General features: G+C 68.8%; 17 protein-coding genes. 12 read left to right on the forward strand and 5 right to left on the reverse strand.

Annotated elements, in window-relative coordinates; all coding sequences use genetic code 11:
* Window positions 1-98: 98 nt before the first annotated feature.
* Entirely contained in the window at window positions 99-752 is a 654-nt protein-coding gene (locus AAG801_RS11950) for an OmpW family outer membrane protein (RefSeq protein ID WP_341888566.1), read from the reverse strand.
* Window positions 753-954: 202 nt separating this feature from the next.
* Between AAG801_RS11950 and AAG801_RS11955 the strand changes: the two genes are divergently transcribed.
* From AAG801_RS11955 to AAG801_RS11965, 3 genes are all read left to right on the forward strand, one after another.
* Window positions 955-3,408 carry a UvrD-helicase domain-containing protein gene (locus tag AAG801_RS11955; protein WP_341888567.1) on the forward strand — a complete coding sequence of 818 codons (2,454 nt, stop codon included), beginning with the start codon at window positions 955-957 and terminating at the stop codon, window positions 3,406-3,408.
* Between the two features lie 109 nt (window positions 3,409-3,517).
* Complete coding sequence (locus AAG801_RS11960) at window positions 3,518-7,348, forward strand: DUF2339 domain-containing protein (protein ID WP_341888568.1); 3,831 nt, start codon at window positions 3,518-3,520, stop codon at window positions 7,346-7,348.
* Window positions 7,345-8,832 (forward strand): DUF3999 domain-containing protein, encoded by a 1,488-nt coding sequence (locus AAG801_RS11965; protein WP_341888569.1) that lies wholly within the window; start codon window positions 7,345-7,347, stop codon window positions 8,830-8,832. Before AAG801_RS11960 ends, AAG801_RS11965 begins: the two co-directional genes overlap by 4 nt.
* 15 nt (window positions 8,833-8,847) lie before the next feature.
* On the opposite strand, the gene AAG801_RS11970 is transcribed toward AAG801_RS11965, so the two are convergent.
* From AAG801_RS11970 to AAG801_RS11980, 3 genes are all read right to left on the reverse strand, one after another.
* Window positions 8,848-9,678 carry a BPSS1780 family membrane protein gene (locus tag AAG801_RS11970; RefSeq protein ID WP_101492597.1) on the reverse strand — a complete coding sequence of 277 codons (831 nt, stop codon included), beginning with the start codon at window positions 9,676-9,678 and terminating at the stop codon, window positions 8,848-8,850.
* A 9-nt stretch (window positions 9,679-9,687) separates the two neighbouring features.
* Window positions 9,688-10,734 (reverse strand): homoserine kinase, encoded by a 1,047-nt coding sequence (locus AAG801_RS11975; protein ID WP_341888570.1) that lies wholly within the window; start codon window positions 10,732-10,734, stop codon window positions 9,688-9,690.
* Window positions 10,735-10,807: 73 nt separating this feature from the next.
* Complete coding sequence (locus AAG801_RS11980; RefSeq protein WP_101492779.1) at window positions 10,808-11,182, reverse strand: hypothetical protein; 375 nt, start codon at window positions 11,180-11,182, stop codon at window positions 10,808-10,810.
* A gap of 97 nt (window positions 11,183-11,279) precedes the next feature.
* Between AAG801_RS11980 and polA the strand changes: the two genes are divergently transcribed.
* From polA to AAG801_RS11995, 3 genes are all read left to right on the forward strand, one after another.
* Entirely contained in the window at window positions 11,280-14,093 is a 2,814-nt protein-coding gene (gene polA, locus AAG801_RS11985) for a DNA polymerase I (protein WP_341888571.1), read from the forward strand.
* 61 nt (window positions 14,094-14,154) lie between these two features.
* Entirely contained in the window at window positions 14,155-15,441 is a 1,287-nt protein-coding gene (locus AAG801_RS11990) for a M20/M25/M40 family metallo-hydrolase (protein ID WP_341888572.1), read from the forward strand.
* A 22-nt stretch (window positions 15,442-15,463) separates the two neighbouring features.
* Window positions 15,464-16,366, forward strand: coding sequence for a LysR substrate-binding domain-containing protein (locus AAG801_RS11995; protein ID WP_101492593.1), 903 nt, complete (start codon window positions 15,464-15,466; stop codon window positions 16,364-16,366).
* Here AAG801_RS11995 and AAG801_RS12000 read toward each other — a convergent pair.
* The gene (locus tag AAG801_RS12000; RefSeq protein ID WP_341888573.1) at window positions 16,363-16,977 is read right to left on the reverse strand and encodes an NAD(P)H-dependent oxidoreductase; all 615 of its coding nucleotides are present in this window, start codon (window positions 16,975-16,977) and stop codon (window positions 16,363-16,365) included. The two genes, AAG801_RS11995 and AAG801_RS12000, sit on opposite strands and share 4 nt — an antisense overlap.
* Window positions 16,978-17,118: 141 nt before the next feature.
* Here AAG801_RS12000 and AAG801_RS12005 point away from each other — a divergent pair, with 141 nt between their 5' ends.
* The 6 genes from AAG801_RS12005 to AAG801_RS12030 form a co-directional block, all read left to right on the forward strand.
* Complete coding sequence (locus AAG801_RS12005) at window positions 17,119-18,540, forward strand: PLP-dependent aminotransferase family protein (protein ID WP_341888574.1); 1,422 nt, start codon at window positions 17,119-17,121, stop codon at window positions 18,538-18,540.
* Between the two features lie 107 nt (window positions 18,541-18,647).
* Window positions 18,648-19,115: a carboxymuconolactone decarboxylase family protein gene (locus tag AAG801_RS12010; protein WP_341888575.1), complete on the forward strand. Its 468-nt coding sequence runs from the start codon at window positions 18,648-18,650 to the stop codon at window positions 19,113-19,115.
* A 5-nt stretch (window positions 19,116-19,120) separates the two neighbouring features.
* Window positions 19,121-19,441 (forward strand): multidrug efflux SMR transporter, encoded by a 321-nt coding sequence (locus tag AAG801_RS12015; RefSeq protein ID WP_341888576.1) that lies wholly within the window; start codon window positions 19,121-19,123, stop codon window positions 19,439-19,441.
* A gap of 76 nt (window positions 19,442-19,517) precedes the next feature.
* Window positions 19,518-19,877 (forward strand): hypothetical protein, encoded by a 360-nt coding sequence (locus tag AAG801_RS12020; RefSeq protein ID WP_101492588.1) that lies wholly within the window; start codon window positions 19,518-19,520, stop codon window positions 19,875-19,877.
* Between the two features lie 118 nt (window positions 19,878-19,995).
* Window positions 19,996-22,161: a TonB-dependent receptor gene (locus tag AAG801_RS12025; RefSeq protein ID WP_341888577.1), complete on the forward strand. Its 2,166-nt coding sequence runs from the start codon at window positions 19,996-19,998 to the stop codon at window positions 22,159-22,161.
* Window position 22,162: 1 nt separating this feature from the next.
* A partial coding sequence (locus tag AAG801_RS12030; protein WP_341888578.1) for a PepSY domain-containing protein occupies window positions 22,163-22,635 on the forward strand: 473 nt, incomplete at its 3' end.

The following is a 22,635-nucleotide window of genomic DNA, read 5'->3' on the forward strand; positions in this document are numbered from 1 at the left end:
GATTGATTTTACGGCCATGGTCGCGATGCGCAAGTCGCCGGGTCGTATTGACCCTATGGGTTGCTGCGTATACCCGACGACCAGGGTGCGGTTCTTCGTCAGAACCGGTAGCCGATGCCCACGCCGAACAGCCACGGGTCGACCTTCACGGTCGACAGCTGCACGCCGTTCATGTTCACGGCACTGCGGATGCGCAGCTTCTTCACGTCGAGGTTGAGGTAGGTGTTCTTCGCCACCTCGATATCGACGCCGGCGCCCATCGCAAAGCCGAAGCTTTCGTTCTGCAGCTGAAGCCGGCCGACCGTCGGCACCTGCAGGTTGACGCTGCTCAGCCGCGTGTAGTTCAGGCCCGCGCCGATGTAGGGGCGGATCTTCGCGGTGGGCATGAAGTGGTACTGCAGCATCAGCGAGGGCGGCAGGTGCTTGAAGGTGCCGATGCCCACGGGTCCGCCCAGCGCGCTCTGCTGCACGGTGACCGTCTGCTTCTGCGGCACCGTCAGCACCAGCTCGGCGGCGATGTTCGGTGTGAAGAAGTAGGTGACGTCGAGCTCGGGGATGGTCTTGCTGTTGATGGTGATGGCGTCGGCCGGAATCGACAGGTCGGCCACCGGGGCCGAGTGGTTCGCCGGCTTCAGGTACACGGCGCGGGCGCGCACCAGCCAGTTGCCTTGCGTTTCCTGTGCCGCGGCCGGCAGGGCCGCCGTGGCGGCGAGCAGGGCGGCGATGCAGGCGGGGGCGAGTTTCTTTTGCATGTGTGTTCCAGGGGTGACGGCCGGCGCGCAGGGCCGGCAACTGGAAGGCAGTCTCCTGCCGGGCCAGGCCGCGCCGCTTGATCTGCCGCAAGGGCGGCAGGCCTGCGCACGCCAGCAGGCGCTGCCTTGATCCAGGTCATGCCCGCAAGGTCACCCGGGCCCGGCGGCGCCCGCCGCGGGGCAGCTTTCTACAATGGGCCCCATGCTCCCTCACGACCTGTTTTCCGGCGCGTCCGCAGCCGATACGGGCGGCCCTGCCTCGCCGTTGCTGAACAACCTCAACGCCGAGCAGCTTGCTGCCGTCACGCTGCCCGCGGGCAACGCGCTCATCCTCGCCGGTGCCGGCTCCGGCAAGACGCGGGTGCTCACCACCCGCATCGCGTGGCTGTTGCAGACAGGGCAGGTGTCCGCGGGCGGCATCCTGGCCGTCACCTTCACCAACAAGGCCGCCAAGGAAATGATGACGCGGCTGACCTCGATGCTGCCCGTCAACGTGCGCGGCATGTGGATCGGCACCTTCCACGGCCTGTGCAACCGCCTGCTGCGCGCGCACTGGAAGCTGGCCAACCTGCCCTCGACCTTCCAGATCCTCGACACGCAAGACCAGCTCTCGGCCATCAAGCGCCTGATGAAGCAGTTCAACGTCGACGACGAGCGCTTTCCGGCCAAGCAGACCCAGTGGTTCATTGCCGGCGCCAAGGAAGACGGCCTGCGTCCCGGCGACATGCAAGCGCGCAGCGACGATGACCGCAAGAAAGTCGAGCTGTACCAGCTTTACGAGGAGCAGTGCCAGCGCGAAGGCGTGGTCGACTTCGGCGAGCTGATGCTGCGCAGCTACGAACTGCTGCGCGACAACGACCCGGTGCGCGAGCACTACCAGCGGCGCTTTCGTCACATCATGGTCGACGAGTTCCAGGACACCAACCGCCTGCAGTACGCGTGGCTGAAGATGCTCTCGGGCCACACCGCCGCAGGCGGCCACTTCACGCCGGGCGAGCACAACAGCGTGATCGCCGTGGGCGACGACGACCAGAGCATCTACGCCTTCCGCGGTGCGCGCGTGGGCAACATGACCGACTTCGTGCGCGAGTTCAATGTGCGCCACCAGATCATCCTGGAGCAGAACTACCGCAGCTACAGCAACATCCTCGATTCGGCCAACGAACTCATCAGCCACAACAAGAAGCGCCTGGGCAAGAACCTGCGCACCGAGCAGGGCCCGGGCGAGCCGGTGCGCGTGTACGAATCTCCCACCGACCTCGCCGAGGCGCAGTGGATGGTCGAAGAGATGCGCCAGCTGGTGCGCGACGGCTTCGACCGCAAGGAAATGGCCGTGCTCTACCGCAGCAATGCGCAGAGCCGGGTGATTGAAACGGCGCTGTTCAACGCCTCGGTGCCGTACCGCGTGTACGGCGGCCTGCGCTTCTTCGAGCGCGCCGAAATCAAGCACGCGCTGGCCTACCTGCGCCTGCTGGAGAACAAGGACGACGACACCAGCTTCCTGCGCGTCGTCAACTTCCCGCCGCGCGGCATCGGCGCGCGCACGCTCGAAAGCCTGCAGGACGCGTCACGCGCCGCCGGGCGCTCGCTGCACGACGCGGTGAGCGCGGTCGGCGGCAAGGCCGGCTCGAACCTCACGGCCTTCGTCGCCAAGATCGACGTGCTGCGCGAGCAGACGCAAGGCGTGAGCCTGCGCGAGATCATCGAGCTGGTGCTCGACCACAGCGGCCTTGTCGAGCACTACAAGGCCGACCGCGAAGGCGCCGACCGTCTCGAGAACTTGGACGAACTCGTGAACGCGGCCGAAAGCTTCGTCACGCAGGAAGGCTTCGGCCGCGATGCCGTGGCGCTGCCGGTCGACGAGCTGCGCCAGTCGCTCGCGAGCCAGGGCATCGACCTGACCCGCCCCGTGCTCGACGAGCCGCTGGCACCCGATGCCGAAACCGGCGAAACGCTGAGCCCGCTCGCAGCCTTCCTGACGCACGCGGCACTCGAGTCGGGCGACAACCAGGCGCAGGCCGGCCAGGACGCGGTGCAGCTCATGACCGTGCACGCCGCCAAGGGCCTGGAGTTCGACTGCGTGTTCATCACCGGCATGGAAGAGGGCCTGTTCCCGCACGAGAACTCGATGAGCGATTTCGAGAGTCTCGAGGAAGAGCGCCGCCTGATGTACGTGGCGATCACGCGAGCGCGCAAGCGCCTGTACCTGAGCCACTCGCAGACGCGCATGCTGCACGGCCAGACCCGCTACAACGTCAAGAGCCGCTTCTTCGACGAACTGCCGGAGAGCGCGCTCAAGTGGCTCACGCCGAAGAACCAGGGCTTTGCGCCCTCGGCCTTCGGCTATGGCGGCGGCTACGGCAGCACGCGCGGTGGTGCCGGTGGCTACGGCGGCGGTGGAGGCGGCGGCAACCGCTACAGCGGGGGCGGCAGCAGCGCCGGCAAGGACACCTTCGCCAGCCCGCCCGTGCCGCCGCAGAAGACCGCGCCCTCGCACGGTTTGCGCTCGGGCATGCAGGTGTTCCACAACAAATTCGGCGAGGGCACGGTGACCGCGCTCGAAGGCACGGGCGACGACGCGCGGGCGCAGGTGAAGTTCGCGCGCCACGGCGTGAAGTGGCTGGCGCTGTCGGTGGCGAAGCTCACGCCTGTTTGAATTTGCTACGAAAGTTGTAGCTAACTGCAAAGGCGGGACGGGCGTCAGGGCGTCTTTTCTTCTGTAGCAGTCGTACACTCCGGGCTCGCCAAAACAAGGGGAGTCAGGGATGTGGTTCGTAGGCATGATGGCCGGCCTGTTCATGGGGGCGATGCTCGAATCGCTGCCCATGGCGTTGCTTCTCGCGCTGGTCGGCGCGTTCGCGTTCCAGAAGCTGTTCGGCAAGAAGAAAAAGGACGCGCCGCAGCGCACCGAGGCCGAAAGCGCGTTGTCGGACGGCCGGGTCGCCAGTCCACCGTCTGCGCCGGCAGGCGCGGTGCTGAAGCTGCAGCAGCGGGTGACCGAACTCGAGGCGCGTGTCGGCCAGTTGGAACGCCGGCTCGCGCTGGGCACGGGCGAGGTGCCTGCTGCCCCGGTGGTCACTGCGTCGGTCGGCGATCTCGCCACGTCCATGGCCGGCACGCCGCTCGCGGAGTCGCCTTCACTGCCCTTGGGCCCGCCGGCCACTGCACGCGCCGCGGAGATGGCGCGGCCGCGCATCGCGACCCTGCAAGTCCCGCCGCCTGTCGTGGTTCCCAAGGAGCCCCTTGCGGAAGCGCCGGTCACGCCCGCCGCGCCCCTTACTCCTGCTGTTCCTGTCGCTGAAAAACCCGTCGCAGCACCCCCACCGCCGGTCGCCGTGCCGCCGCTGGTCCGCCGCCCGCCACCGCCGCCGCCACCCCCACCGGTCCCGCTGCGCGACCGCCTGCCCGTACCGATCGCCAACCTGATCTTCGGCGGCAACATGCTGGTCAAGCTTGGCGTGCTGATCCTGTTCCTCGGCCTGGCCTTCCTGCTGCGCTACACGGCCGAACGCGTGACCGTGCCCATCGAACTGCGCTATGCGGCCGTCGCGCTGGTGGGCGCGGGCCTGCTGGTGCTGGGCTGGCTGCTGCGCCACAAGCGCGCGGGCTACGCGCTGATCCTTCAGGGCGCGGGCATCGGCGTCTTCTATCTCACGACGCTCGCGGCCATGAAGCTCAGCGGCCTGCTGCCGGCCAGCGTGGGCTTCGCGTTTTTGTTCGGCGTGGCGGTGCTCAGCGCTGCGCTCGCGGTGCTGCAGAACGCGCCTGTGCTCGCGATCGTCGCCGCGCTGGAAGGCTTTGCGGCGCCGGTGCTGGCATCGACCGGCTCGAACCAGCCGGTGGGCCTCTTCACCTACCTGCTCGTGCTCGACGTGGGCATCGTGCTGATCGCGTGGTTCAAGGCCTGGCGCGTGCTGAACCTGATCGGCTTCGTCGGCACCTTCACGCTCGCGGCCGGCTGGGCGCACAAGTACTACACCGACGACCAGTACGGCACCGTGCAGCCGTTCCTCATCGTGTTCTTCCTGCTGTTCACCGCGATCGGTTTGTTCTTTGCGCGCCGCACGCTGTTCGATGCGCCGGTGCAGCCCGCGCAGCCGCTGGCGACGCGCGCGCTCGACACGCTGCGCCGTGCCGGCCGGGTCGACAGCTCGCTCGTGTTCGGCACGCCGATGGTCGCTTTCGGCATGCAGGTCCTGCTGATGCATCCGTGGCCCTACGGCGCCGCCTTCTCGGCGATGGCGCTCGCGGCGTTCTACCTCGTGATGGGCCGGTTGGTATTCGCCACGCAACCCAAGGGCCTCGCGCTGCTGGCGGAGGCCTACGCCATCGTCGGCGTGATCTTCGGCACGCTCGCCATTCCGCTCGGCCTCGAAGGGCAGTGGACCGGCGCGGCGTGGGCGGTCGAGGCGGCCGGCATGTACTGGCTGGGTGCGCGGCAAGGGCGCGTCTATGCGCGGGCCTTCTCGTTCCTGGTGTTCGCCGGCGCGGTGTGGAAGCTGCTGGAAGCCACGCAGTTGGATGGGGCGGCGGGGCATCCGCTGCTGCAGGGCTCGGTGATCGGCCCGCTGCTGGTCGCTGTCAGCGCCTTCGCGATGTGGGCGATGCACCGCCGAGCGAAGCTCGATGAAGGCGACAGCCTCGAAGCCATCGTCGGCAGCGCCTTGCCGTGGCTCGGCATGGCCGCACTCACGCTGCTGCTGTGGCAGTGGTTCACGCCGCCCTGGGCTGCGGCGGCGACGGCCGTGCTCGCATCGGTCACCTTCGCGGTGGCGGTGCGCTTCGCGCTGCTGCCGCTCACGTACGTGAGCTTCGGCATGCAGGCGCTGGCCGTGGCGGGCTTCGTCGCCACGCTGCATCGCGCGGGCGATGGCCTCGATGCCACGCAAGCGCTAGAAAGCGGCTGGCAGGGCGCCGCGGCTGCATGCCTCATCGCGCTCAGCGTGCTCGGCAGTGCGGCCTGGTCGATGCTGCAGGCGCACCGCGCGGCACTGGCGCGCGGCGTGCAGCCGGTGTGGTCGGTCGGCAATGTGGTGGGCGTGATCGCGGGCGTGGGCCTGCTGCACCTGGCGATGCTGTTCCAGATCAGCCTCACCCAGGCGGCGCTGCTGTGGCCGCTGACTGCCACCGTCGTGCTGTGGGTGGCGCTGCGCATGGCGCACCTGCCGCTCGCGGCGTTCGCGGGCGTGCTGCATGCGATCTCGGCGGTCCTCTTCATCGTGTTGGCGGAGACGAGCGGCGACATGCGCGTGCTGCGTCCCGCCTTCGGGCATCTCGGCTTCTGGACGCCGGTGGTGCTGGGTCTCACGGCGCTCCTGGCCGGCGACTGGCTGCGCGACGAAGCGCGGCAGCGCGAAGCCGGGGTCGTCGGTGTGGCGCGCAAGCGCTGGGTCAACGCGTGGTGCGCGCTTCCGGCGGTGCTGTGGACGCCGGTGGTCTGGGGCCTGGGCTGGTGGCTGATCGGCATGCTGGACGAAAGCGTCCGGGTGCTGAACCTCCATGCATTGGCGCGCTACGTGCCCGCGGCCGCCATGGCAGTGGTGCTCGTGACGTCCGTGCTGTCTGCGCTCGTGGCGCACCGGCGCGACTGGTCGCAGCTCGGCCGGGCGACGCTGGCCACGCTGCCCGGCTTCGGCCTGATCGCCGCCTACGGCATCGCGGGCGGGCCGACGCTGTTCTACGTGCCGTCGAGCGCGCTCGGCTGGATCGCGTGGCCGCTGGCGCTCGTATGGCACCTGCGCCTGCTGCGTGCGCAGAAGCGCTGGCTCGACGCCTCGGCGCTGACGCCGTTCCACGTGGCAGGCTTCTGGCTCTTCCTGCTGCTCGCGGCGCGCGAATGCCAGTGGCAGCTCGGACGCATCGGCGCCGAGTGGTCGAGCTGGCAACTGCTGGGCTGGGCCCTCGTGCCGGCGCTCGTGCTGTGGGCGCTGCGCTCGCGCGTGCTGCTGCAGCGCTGGCCGCTCAGCGAATACCGCAGCGCCTACCTGGAGTTGGCCGCGACGCCGGTGGCGGTGTACCTGCTCGCATGGGTGTGGGTCACCAACGCCGTGAGCCCCGGCGATGCGGCGCCGCTGCCGTATGTGCCGCTGCTCAATCCGCTCGAGCTCGCGCAATGGCTCGTGCTGTTCGCGCTGGTGCTCTGGTGGCGCGCGCTGCCGCAGGGCTCGTTCGCGCGGGTGCAGCCGATGGTCGCCAAGGGCGCGGTCGGCTTCACCGGCCTCGCGTTGCTGACCGGCATGGTGCTGCGCACCTGCCACCACTACGCGGGCGTGGCATGGCGCTTCGACGCGCTCTACGCCTCGTGGCTCACGCAGGCGGCGCTGTCGATCACCTGGGCGATCTGCGGCGTGGTCGCAATGGTGCTCGGCCACGGGCGTCGGGTGCGGACCTTGTGGATGGCCGGTGCCGCGCTGCTCGGCGTGGTGGTGCTGAAGCTGTTCTTCGTCGAACTGGCGGACCGCGGCGGGCTGTTCCGCATCGTGTCGTTCATTGCCGTGGGCGCGCTGCTGTTGCTGGTGGGGTACTTCGCGCCGGTGCCGCCGAAGAAGGAAGAGGCGGAGCCGAAGCCGGCGCCGGTTGAAGGAGGTGCGGTATGAGCGGTCGTTCGATTCATGGGGTTCTTGTCGCGCTGATAGCCGCAGCGAGCGCTGCGCAGGCGCAGTCGGTCACTTCTGCGCCCATCGCGCTGCAGGGCGCAGGGCCGTACCACCGACTCACGCTGCCGCTCGCCATCTACGGCCGGGCGGCCTACGGCGACCTGAGCGACCTGCGGGTCCACAACGCCGCCGGGCATGCCGTGCCCTACGCCTGGCTGCGCAACGAAGCGGCCGCGCCGCGCACGGCGTCGCAGGCGGTGCCGATCTTCGCGCTGCCCGGCAACGCGGCATCGGTCGACACCGCGCTGGCTTTCACCGTGCGCCCCGACGGCTCTTTGGCACTCGACAGCAAGACCACCGCCAAGCCGAGCGACGCGACGCAGTGGCTCATCGACGTGAGCCAGGTCAAGGGCAGCCTGCTGCAGGCGCGCTTCGAGGTCGCGCCCGATGCGCGCGGGTTGTTCGCCTTCCGGCTGGAGGCCAGCGACGACCTGCGGCAATGGCGACCGGTCAGCGGCGACGAGCAACTGGTGCGCCTGGCGCATGGCGGCCAGACTATCGAGCGCATGGCGGTCGAGTTGGGCAACCTGCGCACGCGCTTCCTGCGCCTGCGCTGGAGCGATCCGCAGCACGGCGCGCCGCTCGCCAAGGTGGAGATCGACAGCGTGCAGGAGGTCGAGCCGGTCGCGCCGATCGAATGGTCCGGCGCGCTGAAGCCAGAGCGTTGCGCAGAGGATTACTGCGACTACCTGCTGCCGCGCGGCCTGCCGGTGCAGAGCCTGCGCATCGACCTGGCCGACATCAACACGCTGGCGCAGGTCGGCGTGTCGGGCCTGGTCGATGCCGCACCGGCCTCGGCGACGCCGCCGCAGTTCGTGCCGCGCAATCCGCTCTACGCGTTGCGGCACTCGCAGCGCCGAACGACCGCGCTGCCCACGGGCCCGGGCGAGGCGCCGCTGCTCGACACGGTGGTGTACCGCCTCGCGCAAGCCGGCGGCGAAGCGCGTTCGCCGGTGCTGGCGCTCGACGGTGCGGTGTATTCGCGCCTGCGGCTGCGCACTTCAGGCCCGGTGAGCGTGCTCGGCGCCACGCCGCCGACGATTGCCGTGGGGGCCACGCCGCGCACGCTGGTGTTTCTTGCGCAGGGCAGTGCGCCGTTCTCGCTGGCCTGGCGCGCGGCAACCGACAAGGGCGCGGTTCAAGGGGCGGTGCCGGGTGCGCCGCTCGCGCTGTCCACGCTGATCCCGGGTTACGCCGCGGACAAGCCCGTCGCAGCCGACGGCGCTTCGGTCACGCTGCCTGTGGCGGCGGTCGAGGCCGCTGTCGCAGCCGCCGCGCTCGCGCCGGTTCCCGAAGCGGCACCGCACGATCCATCGCGCAAGTGGTGGCTCTGGGGTGCGCTGGGTGGGGGCCTGCTGTTGCTCGCAGGCATGGCGTGGTCGCTGTTCGCGAGCCTGCGCAAGGACGGGGCTGCAACCGACTGACCGGCCCGACCGGGCTCAGTTCGCGTCGAAGCTGTCGCGGAAGGTGAACCAGGTCGAGGCCAGCGACATGGCCGCGAGCACCAGCGCCGTGCCGATCATCAGGATGTTGCCGATCGCCAGGGCTGCGCCGTCGGAGCCCATGGCGCCGACGCCGATCAGCACGGTGGCGAGCAGGCCGATGGCGATGCCCGCGAGCATGAACACGCCGAACCACGCCAGGCCGAACAGCGCGTAGGCGCCGAAGTTGCGGAACAGCGCGACGATGCTGAAGAAGATGCTCTTCACCGGCTCCACGCGGTGCCAGTGCACCAGCGCGGGCGCGTGCCACATGGCCAGCGACAGCGGCAGGTTCAGGCACATCAGCAGCGTGCGGGCTGTGAGGAACTCGCTGCTCTTCATGACTTCGGGCGTCACCGTTTCGTCGAACAGGTAGGCGCGCATCAGTTGGCCGCCGTCGATGAGCGCCGTCAGCGTGACGGCCAGCACGAAGTACACGGCCGAGATCACGCCCAGCACCACCAGCGAGCGCCATTCGGTGCGCATGGCGTCGAACACGGCGATGAACATCGCCGAGCCCGTGGGACGCTGCAGGTCGCCCGCGTTGCCCAGGCCGTCGGCGTTGTCGTTCGCGGCCACCGAGGACGCGACCATGAGGCCGAGCGTCAGGAAGGGCAGCAGGATCGGCGCGAGCACGCTGCCGAGCACCGGCAGCATCGACGCCGTCGAGATCATCGCCATCAGCAGGAAGAACAGCGAGATGAAGGCCAGCGGCTGGCGCCAGAAGGTCTTGAGTCCGAGGCGGACCCAGACGAAGCCGGTGCGCGCCGGCACGAGGTTGAGTTTCATTGTGTAGGGTCAGGCTGCCAACGGCTCTAGGACGTGGGCGATGGCGTGCGGGTGGGTGGCGCGCTCGCGCAGCACGCGCTCGAAGTGCGTCGGGTCGTGGGGCTTGAGCATGCTGGCTTCGCGCGGCAGGTGGAAGTCCCACAGGCGCGAGATCCAGAAGCGCAGCGCGGCGGCGCGCAGCATCGCGGGCAGCAGGGCGCGCTCGGAGGCGTTCAGCGCGCGCACGCTTTCGTAGGCGGCGAGCAGGGCGTCGGCGCGGGCGGCGTCATGCCGGCCGCTGGCCAGGTCGATGGCCCAGTCGTTCAGGCACACGGCCAGGTCGAACAGCCAGGTGTCGGTGCCGGCGAAGTAGAAGTCGAACACGCCGGTGAGGCGCGGCGGCGCATCGGGCGCGCCGTCGGTCGCGAACATCACGTTGTCGCGGAACATGTCGGCATGCACCGGGCCGCGCGGCAGCGCCGCGTAGGCCGACGATTCGGCGACATGGTTCTGGTAGGCCAGCTCGGCGCGCAGCAGCGCCGACTGGGCCTCGTCCATGTGGGGCAGCACCACCGGGGCGGTCTCGTTCCACCAGGGCAGGCCGCGCAGGTTCGGCTGGATGCGCGGGTAGTCGCGCCCGGCCAGGTGCATGCGGGCCAGCATGGCGCCCAGTTCGGCGCAGTGGGCGGCCGTGGGGGCCAGCTCGCTGTGGCCCGACAGCTTCTGCACCAGCGCCGCGGGCTTGCCGGCCACACGGTGCAGCAGCTCGCAAGGCGCCTGCGCGGGAATCGACAGTGCATGGCCGGTCGGCGGCGCCACGGCCGGGTCGGCCACGGGCGCGGGCACCGGCAGGCCGGCACCGGCCAGGTGCTTCATCAGGCACAGGTAGTACGGCAGTTGTTCGGCGCTCAGGCGCTCGAACAGCGTCAGCACGAACTCGCCCGACTCGGTGGTGGCGAAGTAGTTGGTGTTCTCGATGCCGCCCTCGATGCCGCGCAGTTCGCGCAGGGCGCCCATGCCAAGACGCTGGACGAGCGCGTCTGCCTCGCCGAACTGGACTTCGGTAAAAACTGCCATGGCGATGCTCAGCGCCGGACGGCGGCTGCGGGAGAAAAGAGGGAGGGCGGGAAGGAGAACGACAGCGTCACGGTCAGAACTTCAGCACGTTCCAGACACGCGGGCCGTTGCCGCCGCTGTTCGCGTCGCCCGTTGTGCCGGGGCGGGCGCTGCCGCCGTCGTTGGGCAGCACTTCGTAACCGGGCATGTTCGACTTGGGCTTGACGTTGATGCTCTGCGTGCGGCCGCCGTAGCGCACCTCGTCGACCGAAGCGCCGCTGTCTTCCGTGTGGATGTGCTCGACCTTCTGGTTGCGCCGGCCGTCGGCCTGCTCCTGATTTTGTAGCGGTTCCGCCGGTGCCGGCTGGGCGGCGGGCGCGGCCGGCGCCTGCGCAAGGGCGGCAACGGGGGTGGCGAAAGCCAGCGCCAGCAGGATGCGGCGGGCGACCAGGAGTGGGGAGCTAGGCATGCGCAGATTGTAGGCGTGCACCCGCTGGCGGCGTGTCGGCCGCCAGCCGACCCTGGTGTCGTTCCGGACGCCGGTCCGGGCACGGCAAAATGCCCCGATGACCGACAAGAAAACGCTGCTGCTCGTCGATGGCTCGAGCTACCTGTACCGGGCCTTCCACGCGATGCCCGATCTGCGCGCCGTGCCCGGCGACCCGAAGAGCCCGGCCACCGGCGCCATTCGCGGAATGATCAACATGATGACCGCGCTGCGCCGCGAGGTGCGCGCCGACTACGCGGCCTGCATCTTCGACGCCCCCGGCAAGACTTTCCGCGATGACTGGTACCCCGAGTACAAGGCCAACCGCTCGCCGATGCCCGACGACCTGCGCAGCCAGATCGACCCCATCCACGAAGTGGTCAAGCTGCTCGGCTGGCCGGTGATCACCGTGCCCGAGGTCGAGGCCGACGACGTGATCGGCACGCTCGCCAAGGTGGCGGCCGCGCAGGGCGTCGAGGTGATCGTGTCCAGCGGCGACAAGGACCTGAGCCAGCTGGTCGACGAGCACATCACCATCATCGACACGATGAACGGCAAGAAGCGCGACATCGCCGGCGTGACGGCCGAGTTCGGCGTGCCGCCCAGCCTCATGGTCGACTACCAGACGCTCATCGGCGACACGGTCGACAACGTGCCCGGCGTGCCGAAGGTCGGCCCCAAGACCGCCGCGAAATGGCTGCTCGAATACGGCTCGCTCGATGCGCTGGTCGAACGCGCTGCCGAAGTGAAGGGCGCCGCCGGCGAAAACCTGCGCCAGGCGCTCGACAAGCTGCCGCTGAGCAAGCGCCTCGTCACCATCCGCACCGACTGCGACCTGAACGGCCATGTTGAAGGCCTGCCGTCGCTCGAAGGCCTGCCCGTCGGCGCGCCGCAGGCGGCCGGGCTGAAGCCCTTCTACGAGAAGTTCGGTTTCAAGAGCCTCGTCAAGTCGCTCGAAGCGCAGGAAGTGCCGCCCGAGCTGATCGAAGAGAACCTCAAGAAGAAGGCCGCCAAGGCCGACCGCGACCAGGGCGGCCTGTTCGACGAGCCTTCCGAGCTGGAAGCGCAAGAAGCCGCCGCGCCTGCGAGCAACCTCAAGTACGACACGGTCATGGAATGGGCGCAGTTCGACGCCTGGCTCGCCAAGCTCGAAGCGGCCGAACTCACGGCCATCGACACCGAGACCACCTCGCTCGACGAAATGGTCGCGCAGATCGTGGGCATCAGCTTCAGTGTCACGCCGGGCGAGGCCGCCTACATTCCGCTCACGCACAACTACCCCGACGCGCCCGCGCAGCTGCCGATCGACGAGGTGCTCGCCAAGCTCAAGCCCTGGCTCGAGAACGCCGACAAGAAGAAGCTCGGCCAGCACATCAAGTACGACCGCCACGTGTTCGCCAACCACGGCATCGAAGTGCAGGGCTACGCGCACGACACCATGCTGCAAAGCTACGTGCTCGAAGTGAACAAGCCGCACGGCCTGTCGTCTTTGGCCGAGCGCCACCTGGGGCGCAGCGGCATCTCGTACGAAGACCTGTGCGGCAAGGGCGCGCACCAGATCTCGTTCAGCCAGGTCGACATCGCCAAGGCCGCCGAATACTCGTGCGAAGACAGCGACCAGACGCTCGACGTGCACAGCACCCTCTGGCCCCAGCTGCAGAAGGAAGAGAAGCTGGGCTACATCTACCAGCTCGAAATGGATTCGAGCGAGGCGCTGTACCGCATCGAACGCAACGGCGTGCTGATCGACGCGCCCACGCTGGCTGCGCAGAGCCACGACCTGGGCACGCGCATCATGGCGCTGGAGCAAGAGGCCAACGAGATCGCGGGCCAGCCTTTCAACCTTGGCTCGCCCAAGCAGATCGGCGAAATCTTCTTCACCAAGCTGGGGCTGCCCGTGGTCAAGAAGACGCCGAGCGGCGCGCCCAGCACCGACGAGGAAGTGCTCGAAAAACTGGCGGAAGACTATCCGCTGCCCGCCAAGATCCTCGAGCACCGCGGCCTGTCCAAGCTCAAGGGCACCTACACCGACAAGCTCGGCCAACTGGCCAACCCGCGCACCGGCCGTGTGCACACGCACTACGCGCAGGCCGTGGCCGTCACGGGCCGCCTGAGCAGCAACGACCCCAACCTGCAGAACATCCCGATCCGCACACCCGAAGGCCGGCGCGTTCGCGAGGCCTTCGTGGCGCCCGCGGGCTGCGTGATCGCCAGCGCCGACTACTCGCAGATCGAGCTGCGCATCATGGCCCACATCAGCGGCGACGAGTCGCTGCTGCGCGCCTTCACCGACGGTGTCGACGTGCACCGGGCCACGGCCGCCGAGGTGTTCGGCACCACGCCCGACCAAGTGTCGAGTGAGCAGCGCCGCTACGCCAAGGTCATCAACTTCGGCCTCATCTACGGCATGAGCAGCTTCGGACTGGCGAAGAACCTGGGCATCGAGACCAAGGCCGCGGCCTCGTACATCGAGCGCTACTTTGCGCGCTACCCGGGCGTGAAGGTGTACATGGATGAGACCGTGGAGTTTGCGCGGGAGCACGGCTACGTTGAGACGGCGTTCGGCCGGCGCCTTTACCTCAGTGAAATCAATGGCGGGAATGGCCCTCGCAAAAAGGCTGCGGAACGGCAAGCCATCAACGCGCCAATGCAGGGCACGGCCGCCGACCTCATCAAGCTCAGCATGGTCAAGGTACAGAACGTGCTTGACGAAGAAAAGCGCGCCACCAGGATGATCATGCAGGTGCACGACGAACTGGTGTTCGAAGTGCCCGAGGCCGAGATCGAATGGGTGCGCACCGAAATCCCGCGCCTGATGGCCGGCGTGGCGGCGCTCAAGGTGCCGCTGCTCGCCGAGATCGGCGTCGGTCCCAACTGGGACAAGGCCCACTGATCCGCATCGATCCACGTTCGCACGACCCCCGAGACAAACGACAGAAACAAGAAGCACCTCCATGAAACTCCAGCCCCGCACCTTCCTGCTCGCCGCCGTCTGCGCGGTCTTCCTCGGCACCGCCTCCGCCGCGCCCGATGCCCGCATCGCCGCACTCGCCGCCAAGGAAAAGCCCGCGCTGCTCGAGACGCTGAAGGAGCTGGTCTCCATCGAGTCGGGCAGCCGCGACCTCGAAGGCCTCGAGAAAATCTCCGACCTCATTGCCGCCAAGCTCAAGGCGCTGGGCGGCGAGGTCGAGCTCATCGACCCGAGCGCCGACGCCTACCGCATGGAAGACACGCCCGAGAAAATCGGCCGCGTGGTGCGCGCCACCTTCAAGGGCACGGGCACCAAGAAGATCATGCTCATCGCGCACATGGACACGGTCTACACCATCGGCATGCTCAACAAGCAGCCGTTCCGCATCGACGGTGACAAGGCCTACGGCCTGGGCATTTCGGACGACAAGCAGGGCGTGGCCGTCATCACGCACCTGGTGTCGATGCTGCAGACGCTGAAGTTCAAGGACTACGGCACGCTCACCGTGCTGATCAACGGCGACGAAGAAATCAGCTCGCCGGGTTCGCGCGCGCTGCTCACCAAGCTGGGCGGCGAGCACGACGCCGTGCTGTCGTTCGAAGGCGCATCCATCAAGGACGACAAGCTCTCGCTGGCCACCGCGGGCATCGCCTCGGTCACGCTGAACGTCTCGGGCAAGGCCTCGCACGCGGGCTCGGCGCCCGAGCTGGGCGTGAACGCGCTGTACGAGCTGTCGCATCAAATTCTGCAGATGCGCGACCTGTCGGACCCGGCCACGGGCCTGAAGATGAACTGGACCATCTCGAAGTCGGGCTCCAACCGCAACGTGATCCCGGCCAGCGCCACCGCGGGCGCCGACGTGCGCGTGCTCAAGGTGGCCGACTACGACCGCATCGAGCAGCAGGTGAACGAGCGCGTGAAGAAGCAGCTGGTGCCCGAGGCCAAGGTCGAGCTCAAGTTCGAACGCCGCCGTCCGCCACTCGAGGCCACCGACGCGTCGCGCGCGCTCGCCAAGCATGCGCAGGCCATCTACAAGGACGAGCTGGGCCGCCCGCTGGGCGCCGACGACAAGGCGGCCGGTGGCGGCACCGACGCGGCGTTTGCCTCGCTCAAGACCAAGGCGCCGGTCATCGAGCGCTTCGGCCTGCAGGGCTTCGGCGCGCACTCGGCTGACGCGGAGTACGTGCTGATCGATTCGATCGAGCCGCGTCTCTATCTGGGCGTGCGCATGGTGATGGACATCGCCACCGGCAAGACCACCGTTCGCTGACCGCCACCGACCACTGTCGGCCATGCGGCTGCGCCACATCGAGGTCTTCAACGCGATCATGCTCGCGGGCAGCGTGAGCGCGGCTGCGCGGCTCATCAACATCACGCAGCCGGCCGTGAGCCGCACGCTGCAGCATGCCGAGCTGCAGCTGGGCTTTCCGCTGTTCCAGCGCACCAAGGGGCGGCTCACGCCGACCACCGAGGCGCTCACGCTGTACCCGCACATCGAGCGGCTGTTTGCGCAGCTCGACGAGGTGCAGCGGCTGGCGGCGAACCTGCGCGCGGGCAACGACACCGGCGAGCTGCGCATCCTCAGCGTGCTCGCGCTGAGCTACGAAATCCTGCCGCGCGCGTTGAAGGCTTTTCGCGAAATGCACCCGGGCTACGCGATCACGGTCGAGTCGCTGCACTCGCCGCAGATCATGTCGGCGCTGCTCTTGCAAGAGGCCGATGTGGGCTTTGCGTTCAGCCCCGCGGTGCATCCGTCGCTCACGCAGGAGACGCTGGCCGACAGCCGCATGGTGTGCGTCGCGCCCAAGGGCATGCTGCCGCGCGCGCTGGTGCGCAACGGCTCGGTGGCGCTGCACGACCTCATCGACCGCCCGGTGATCGGCCTGGACGGCCGCGACCCGGTCGGCACCAGCCTGAGCCAGGCCTGCCGGCAGGCCGGCGTGGGCTTCCAGCAGGCCGTGGTCACGGTGCAGACCTACCACGCGGCGCTGGCCATGGCGCACCACGGGCTGGGCGTGGCGCTGGTCGACGGCTGCACGGCGCGCTCGGCCGACCGCACCAAGGTCGAGGTGCTGACGCTCGAGCCGCACATTCCCGTGCCGGTGCGCGCGCTGCGCTTTGCGGGCCGGCCCGACTCGGTGGCCGTGCGCGGCATCACGCGCTGCATGCAGCAGGCGATCCAGGAAACCATCTAGCCGACGCGCGCGGCGAAGTGCGCTTGCAGCGCGTGGTCCGCCTGCGTGCGGGCTTCGGCGACGGCCTGGTCGCCGAGGCCGGTGCCCTGCACGGCGAAGAAACTCAGGTCCTTCAGTCCGACCATGCCCAGGATGGCGCTGAGGTAGGGCGTCAGGAAATCCGGCTGGCGCGCGTGTTCTCCCATGAACCTGCCGCCCGAGGCGATCGCGATGAACACCGGGCGGTCGCGCAGCGTGCCGACCTTGCCGCCCGGGCCTGTGTTGAAGGTCCGGCGCGCCCGGACGACATGGTCGATCCACGCCTTCAGCGCAGAGGGCACCCCCAGGTTGTGCATCGGCGTGCCGATGACCACGACATCGGCAGCTTCCAGCTCCCGGATCAGTTCGTCGGACCGGGCGACAGAGCCGTCTTGCGTGGTCTGCGCCGTGGCCGAATGCTGGGTCAGCGCGTAGTTCGCGTCGATGTGGGGCAGGGCGTTGCCGCCGATCACGCGGCGCACCAGCGTGGCGGCTGGCTCTCGATCCATGAGTCGCGCGACGATTTGTTGAGAGAGCCGAAGGCTCTCGGAGGCTTCCCCGCGGGGGCTGCAGACGACATGCAGAATCTTCATGGTGACGACTTCGGTGCTTGTGAAACGGGAAGTCTAGGAAGTACATGGCCTAGGTCATAGAGCCATGAATGAAGCTTGGTGCTAAGCCATAATTTGGCGTCATCACCACAGCGCGTTCATCCCGAGCGGGCTCCACAAACCATGACCGCCGCGAAGACCAGCAGCAACCTCTCGCCTCTGGACCCCGCAGCGGCCGAGCCCTTCTACCGGCAGATCTACGAGCGTTTCCGCAGCGCCATCGCCAGTGGCCTGCTCAAGCCGGGCGACCGCGTCCCCTCGGCGCGCGCGTTGACCCAGGAGCTGGGCCTGGCCCGCGGCACCATCGACGCCGCTTACTCGCTGCTGGCCGCAGAGGGCTACATCCAGGCGCGCGGCCAGGCCGGGACCATCGTGACGCCGGGCCTCAAGCCGCGAACGCCCGCGACGGTTACGCCTGCGCCCGAGCCCGCCACGTCGTCGATCGGCTTTCGCCCGCAATCGATCCTGCCGTTCCAGATGGGCCTGCCCGCGCTGGATGAGTTCCCCCGAAAGATATGGGCGCGGCTGGGCGCGCGGTGCGTGCGTGCGATGCAGCCGCTCGACATGACGCATCCTTCCGTCTACGGGCAGCCGGCGCTGCGCGCGGAAATCGCCGCCTACCTGCAGGTGTCGCGGGGAATCACCTGCGCCCCGTCGCAGGTGTTCGTGACCTCGGGCTACCGCCACTCCATCGAGCTGATCGGCCTGGCGCTGCTGAAGGCGGGCGACCGCGTGTGGCTCGAAGACCCGGGCTATCCGCCGACACGCGAGCTGTTCGCGCAGATGCACATCGCGACCGTCCCGGTGCCCGTGGACGCGGAAGGCATGGTGGTGGCCGAAGGCATCAAGTCGGCGCCGCGTGCGCGCGCGGCCGTGGTCACGCCGGCGCACCAGAGCCCGCTGGGCGTGTCGCTCTCGCTCAAGCGGCGCATGGCGCTGCTGGACTGGGCCGGGCGCCACAACGCCTGGATCGTCGAGGACGACTACGACGGCGAGTACCGCTACGTGAGCCGCCCCCTGCCGGCCCTCAAGAGCCTGGACCGCGACGGGCGCGTGCTCTATGCGGGCACCTTCAGCAAGGTGCTCTTTCCGAGCCTGCGGCTGGCCTACCTCGTGGTGCCGCCGGCGCAGGTCGAGCGCTTCGAGCAGATCCTCCAGACCTTTGCGGGCGGCAGCCCCGAGCTCACGCAGTCGATCGTCACGGCGTTCATCCAGGAGGGCCACTTCGCGCGCCACATCCAGCGCATGCGCAAGCTCTACGCCGAGCGCCGCGAAGCGACGAGCGCGGGCCTGGCGAGCGTGCTGGGCAAGCAGGTGCGCATCGACGCGCTGCCCGGCGGCATGCACCTGATCCTGCGGCTCGCGGGCCGCCAGTCGGACCGCAAGCTCGTGGCGCGCATGCGCGAAGCGGGCCTGTTCGCGGAGGCGCTGTCGGAGTGGACGCAGAGCGGCAAAGGCAGCTCGGCACTGCTCGTCAACTTCACGAACATCGACTCCCGGGCCACGGCCGAGAAGCTGGGCAAGCGCATCCTGGCCTTGATGTGATCCGAAGAATCATGGCCTAGAACCGAAGGCTGTTCATGGCTCTTCTTGACTGAGCCAAGATGGCCGACGATCAAGTCCTTCTTCATTCACACACACAAGGACTTCTCATGAGCCATCGCATCGACTACGCCAAAGTTTCGCCCGAGGTCTACAAGGCTTTCGGCGGGGTGTACGTGGCCGTCCAGAAAACCGGCCTGCCCAAGGAACTGGTCGATCTCGTCTACCTGCGGGTGTCGCAGATCAACGGCTGCGCCTATTGCATCGACATGCATTCGCGCGACCTGCTCAAGGCCGGCCTCGCGGTCGACAAGCTGGTGCTGGTGCCCGTGTGGCACGACGCGGGCGCCGTGTTCAGTGCCCGCGAGCGCGCGGCGCTCGCCTGGGCGGAAACCGTGACGCGCGTCGCCGAGACCGGCGTGCCCGACGCCGACTACGCAGCCGCCGTTGCCGAGTTCGGCGAGAAGGAGCTGGTCGATCTCACCTACGCGATCAGCCTGATGAACGCCTTCAACCGCTTCGGCGTCACGTTCCGCGCCACGCCGGCCGCCACGGCTGCCGCTGCTGCCAGGGCCTGAACGGCATGGCCTGGGTATGGCTCGGCATCGCGGGGCTGCTGGAAATCGCCTTCGCTTTCGCCATGAAGTCGTCCGAGGGTTTCACGCGGCTGGTGCCGGCGTTGTTCACGGTCGCTGCTGGCCTGTCGAGCGTGGTGCTGCTCGCGCTCTCGATGCGCACGTTGCCGATGGGCACGGGCTATGCGGTCTGGACCGGCATCGGCGCGGCGGGCACCGCCATCGTGGGCATCGTGGTGCTGGGGGACTCGGCCGCGCCGATGAGGCTACTGTGCATCGGGCTCATCCTCGCGGGCGTGGTCGGGCTGAAGCTCGTCTCGACCCCCTGAAAGAACACGGCAAAGCCCCGCAGCGCCCGTTGGCGATACGAACGCGCGGCGCCGGGGCACGCCATAATTCGCGCCCATGCACGCCCTTCGAACCTTCTGCGCAATGCACCGCCTGGTGCTGGCGTGGTTCATGGCGTCGCTGCTGATCGCGGGCGCGTCGCCGCTCGTGAATCCGCAGGCGATGGAGCTGGTGTGTTCCGCTGCGGGCACCGTCAAGCTCATCGTGCAGGGCGACGACGGCGCGACCGAAGTCGGCATGGCGGCGATGGACTGTCCGCTGTGCATGGTCTCCGGCCCGCCGCCTGCCACCGTGCAGGTGACGTTGCCCACGCCGCTGCCGCTGGGCCGCGCGCTGCAATCGATTCCCGCTGCCCGCCTCGCGGCAGCCACGGCCTCGCCGCCGCCGGCGCGAGCGCCGCCCACGCATCTCTCCTGAGCTTCGTCGTTCCTGCACCTGACGCCGCCTGAACGGGCCGCGCGGTGCGTTCCCGGTCGTTGTGCGGCCGGCGCTGTGCGCCTTTGTTTTGCGCCAGCGCCGTCGCAAGAGAGATGCCATGCCTACCCTTTCCCGTGCCCCCGCCCTGGGGCTGCTTGCCTTGTTCGGCGCCGTCAGTTCGCCTGTCCATGCCCAGACCACTGTCTCGTCGTTGCCCCTGATCGAGGTGGCCGACGACGCCCCGCGCCCCAACGGTCGGCTCGACCTCGACACGCCCGCCGACACCGCGAGCCGCCTGGGCCTCACGCCGCGCGAGACACCGGCTTCCGTCACGGTGGTGAACCGCGCGGTGCTCGACGCGCGCGGCGCGCAGAACACGCAGGAGGCGCTGCGTGCGGTGCCCGGCGTGACCGCGCACGACGCGCCCGGCAACGTCGGCGTGAGCTACCGCGGCTTTGGCAGCGGCTCGATCGCGCAGCTGTTCAACGGCATCAACCTGCAGTATTCGATCGCGGCCCGTCCGGTCGACAGCTGGATCTACGACCGCGTCGAGGCCATCGGTGGCCCGTCGAGCTTCCTGTTCGGTTCGGGCGCGCTGGGCGGCTCGATCAACTACATCACCAAGGCGCCCGAGCGCAGCGACTTCGCCGAAGCGCAGCTGCGCCTGGGCACGCAGCACCTGAAGGAAGCTTCCTTCGGCCTGAACCGCCGCATCGCCGGTGATGGCGGCGCGGGCAGCCACTACGCGCGCATCGACGTGAACCACCGTGACGCCAACGGCTGGACCGACGGCACCAAAAGCAAGTCGACGCAGCTCGCCGCCTCGCTGCTGTCGGACTTCGGCGGCGGCCTGAAGCACACGCTGGCCTACGAATACCAGGACGAAGACGTGACGCGGCCCTACTGGGGCACGCCCGTGCTGAACCCGGCGGGTGGCGAGATGCGCATCGACCGCGGCACGCGCTTCAAGAACTACAACAGCGCCGACGGCCTCTACGCGCAGCGCGTGCAGTGGCTGCGCTCGGTCACCGAATGGCAGGCCAGCGACGCGCTGCAGTTCAAGAACACCTTCTATGCCTACGACGCGCTGCGCGACTACCGCAACGTCGAGAACTACCGCTACAACGCGCGCAACACGGCCGTCATCCGCTCGGGCGCCTTGCTGCAGCGGCACGACCAGGACGTGTGGGGCAACCGCGTCGAGGGCCTTTACAAGGGGCAGATCGGCGGGCTGAAGAGCGACTGGTCCTTCGGGCTGGACTTCAGCGTGAACCGGCAGACGCGCTTTCCCAACAGCCTGCCCGGTACCGTGAGCACGGTGAACCCGTACGTCTTTGCTACCGAGCGCTTCTTCGACGTGCCGGGCATGACGCCGGGCTTTCGGCCCGACCGCGACAACAAGGTGCGGACCACCGCGCTGTATCTGGAGAACCGCACCGCGCTGCAGCCGTCGCTGCACCTCGTGACGGCGCTGCGTCACGAGCGCATCGACCTCGACCTGGTCAACCGCCGCACCGTGGACGCGGCGAACCCGGCCACCTTCCATCGCGGCTACAAGCCCACCACCGGACGCATCGGCCTGGTGTGGGACTTCGCGCCCGGTGCCAACCTGTACGCGCAGTACGCGACGGCGGCCGATCCGCCGTCGGGCGTGCTCTCGACCGCCTCGTTCGCCGACGTGCGCAACAACAGCGAGCTCACCACCGGCCGGCAGGTCGAGGTCGGCACCAAGCTCGACTTCTGGCAGGGCAAGGGCACGGCCACGCTCGCGGCCTACAGCATCCGCCGCAAGAACATCGCGACGCAGGACCAGAACAACAGCGCGCTCACGGTGCTCGTCGGCGAACAGTCGTCGAAGGGCGTCGAACTGGCACTCGGGCTGCAGCCCACGCCGCAGTGGTCGCTGCAGGGCAACCTCACCTATGTCGATGCGCGCTACGACCAGTTCCGCCAGGGTGGCGTGTCGCTCGCGGGCCGCACGCCGACCAACACGCCGGCGGTCGTCGCGAACCTCTGGGTGTCTTATGCCTTCACGCCGCGCCTGCAGGCCACGGCGGGCGTGCGGCACGTGGGCAAGGTGTATGCCGATGCGGCCAACACGATGCACTGGCCCGGTTACACGCTGCTCGACCTCGGGTTGAGCTGGCAGGTGAACCGCACCGTCACAGTGGTGGGCCGCATCCGCAACGCGACCGACCGGGTGTATGCCGCGAACGTCGGCGCCGGCTTCGCCTACCTCGGCGCGCCGCGCACGGCGGACGTCTCGCTGCGCGTGAGCTTCTGACATGCATGCCAAACGCTGGTTGTTCCTGATCCACCGCTGGCTGGGCGTGGTCGTCTGCGCCTTCTTCGCGATGTGGTTCGTCTCGGGCGTGGTGATGATGTACGTGGGCTACCCCAAGCTCACCGAGGCCGAGCGCCTGCAGCACCTGCCGCCGCTCGATGCGTCGGCGCCCTTGCTGGGGCCGCGGCAGGCGCTCGACGCGGCCGGCATTGCGGGGCCGTTGCAGGACCTGCGTCTGGCCGTGGCCAGCGGCGGGCGGCCGGTGTACCTGGCGGTGCCGGCGCGCGCAGCAGAGCCCGGCGCGCGACGGTCGCCGCCGGGGCGCGGCGTGGTCGTCGTCGATGCGCAGACCGGCGCGGTGCTGCGCCAGGTCGACCGTGCCCGTGCGCTGGTGAGCGCGCAGACCTATGGGGGCCAGGGCGTGCTGCTCAGGTACCGGGGCACCATCGACGAAGACGCATTCACCCATTCGCG

The organism is Variovorax sp. YR752, from assembly GCF_943372545.1.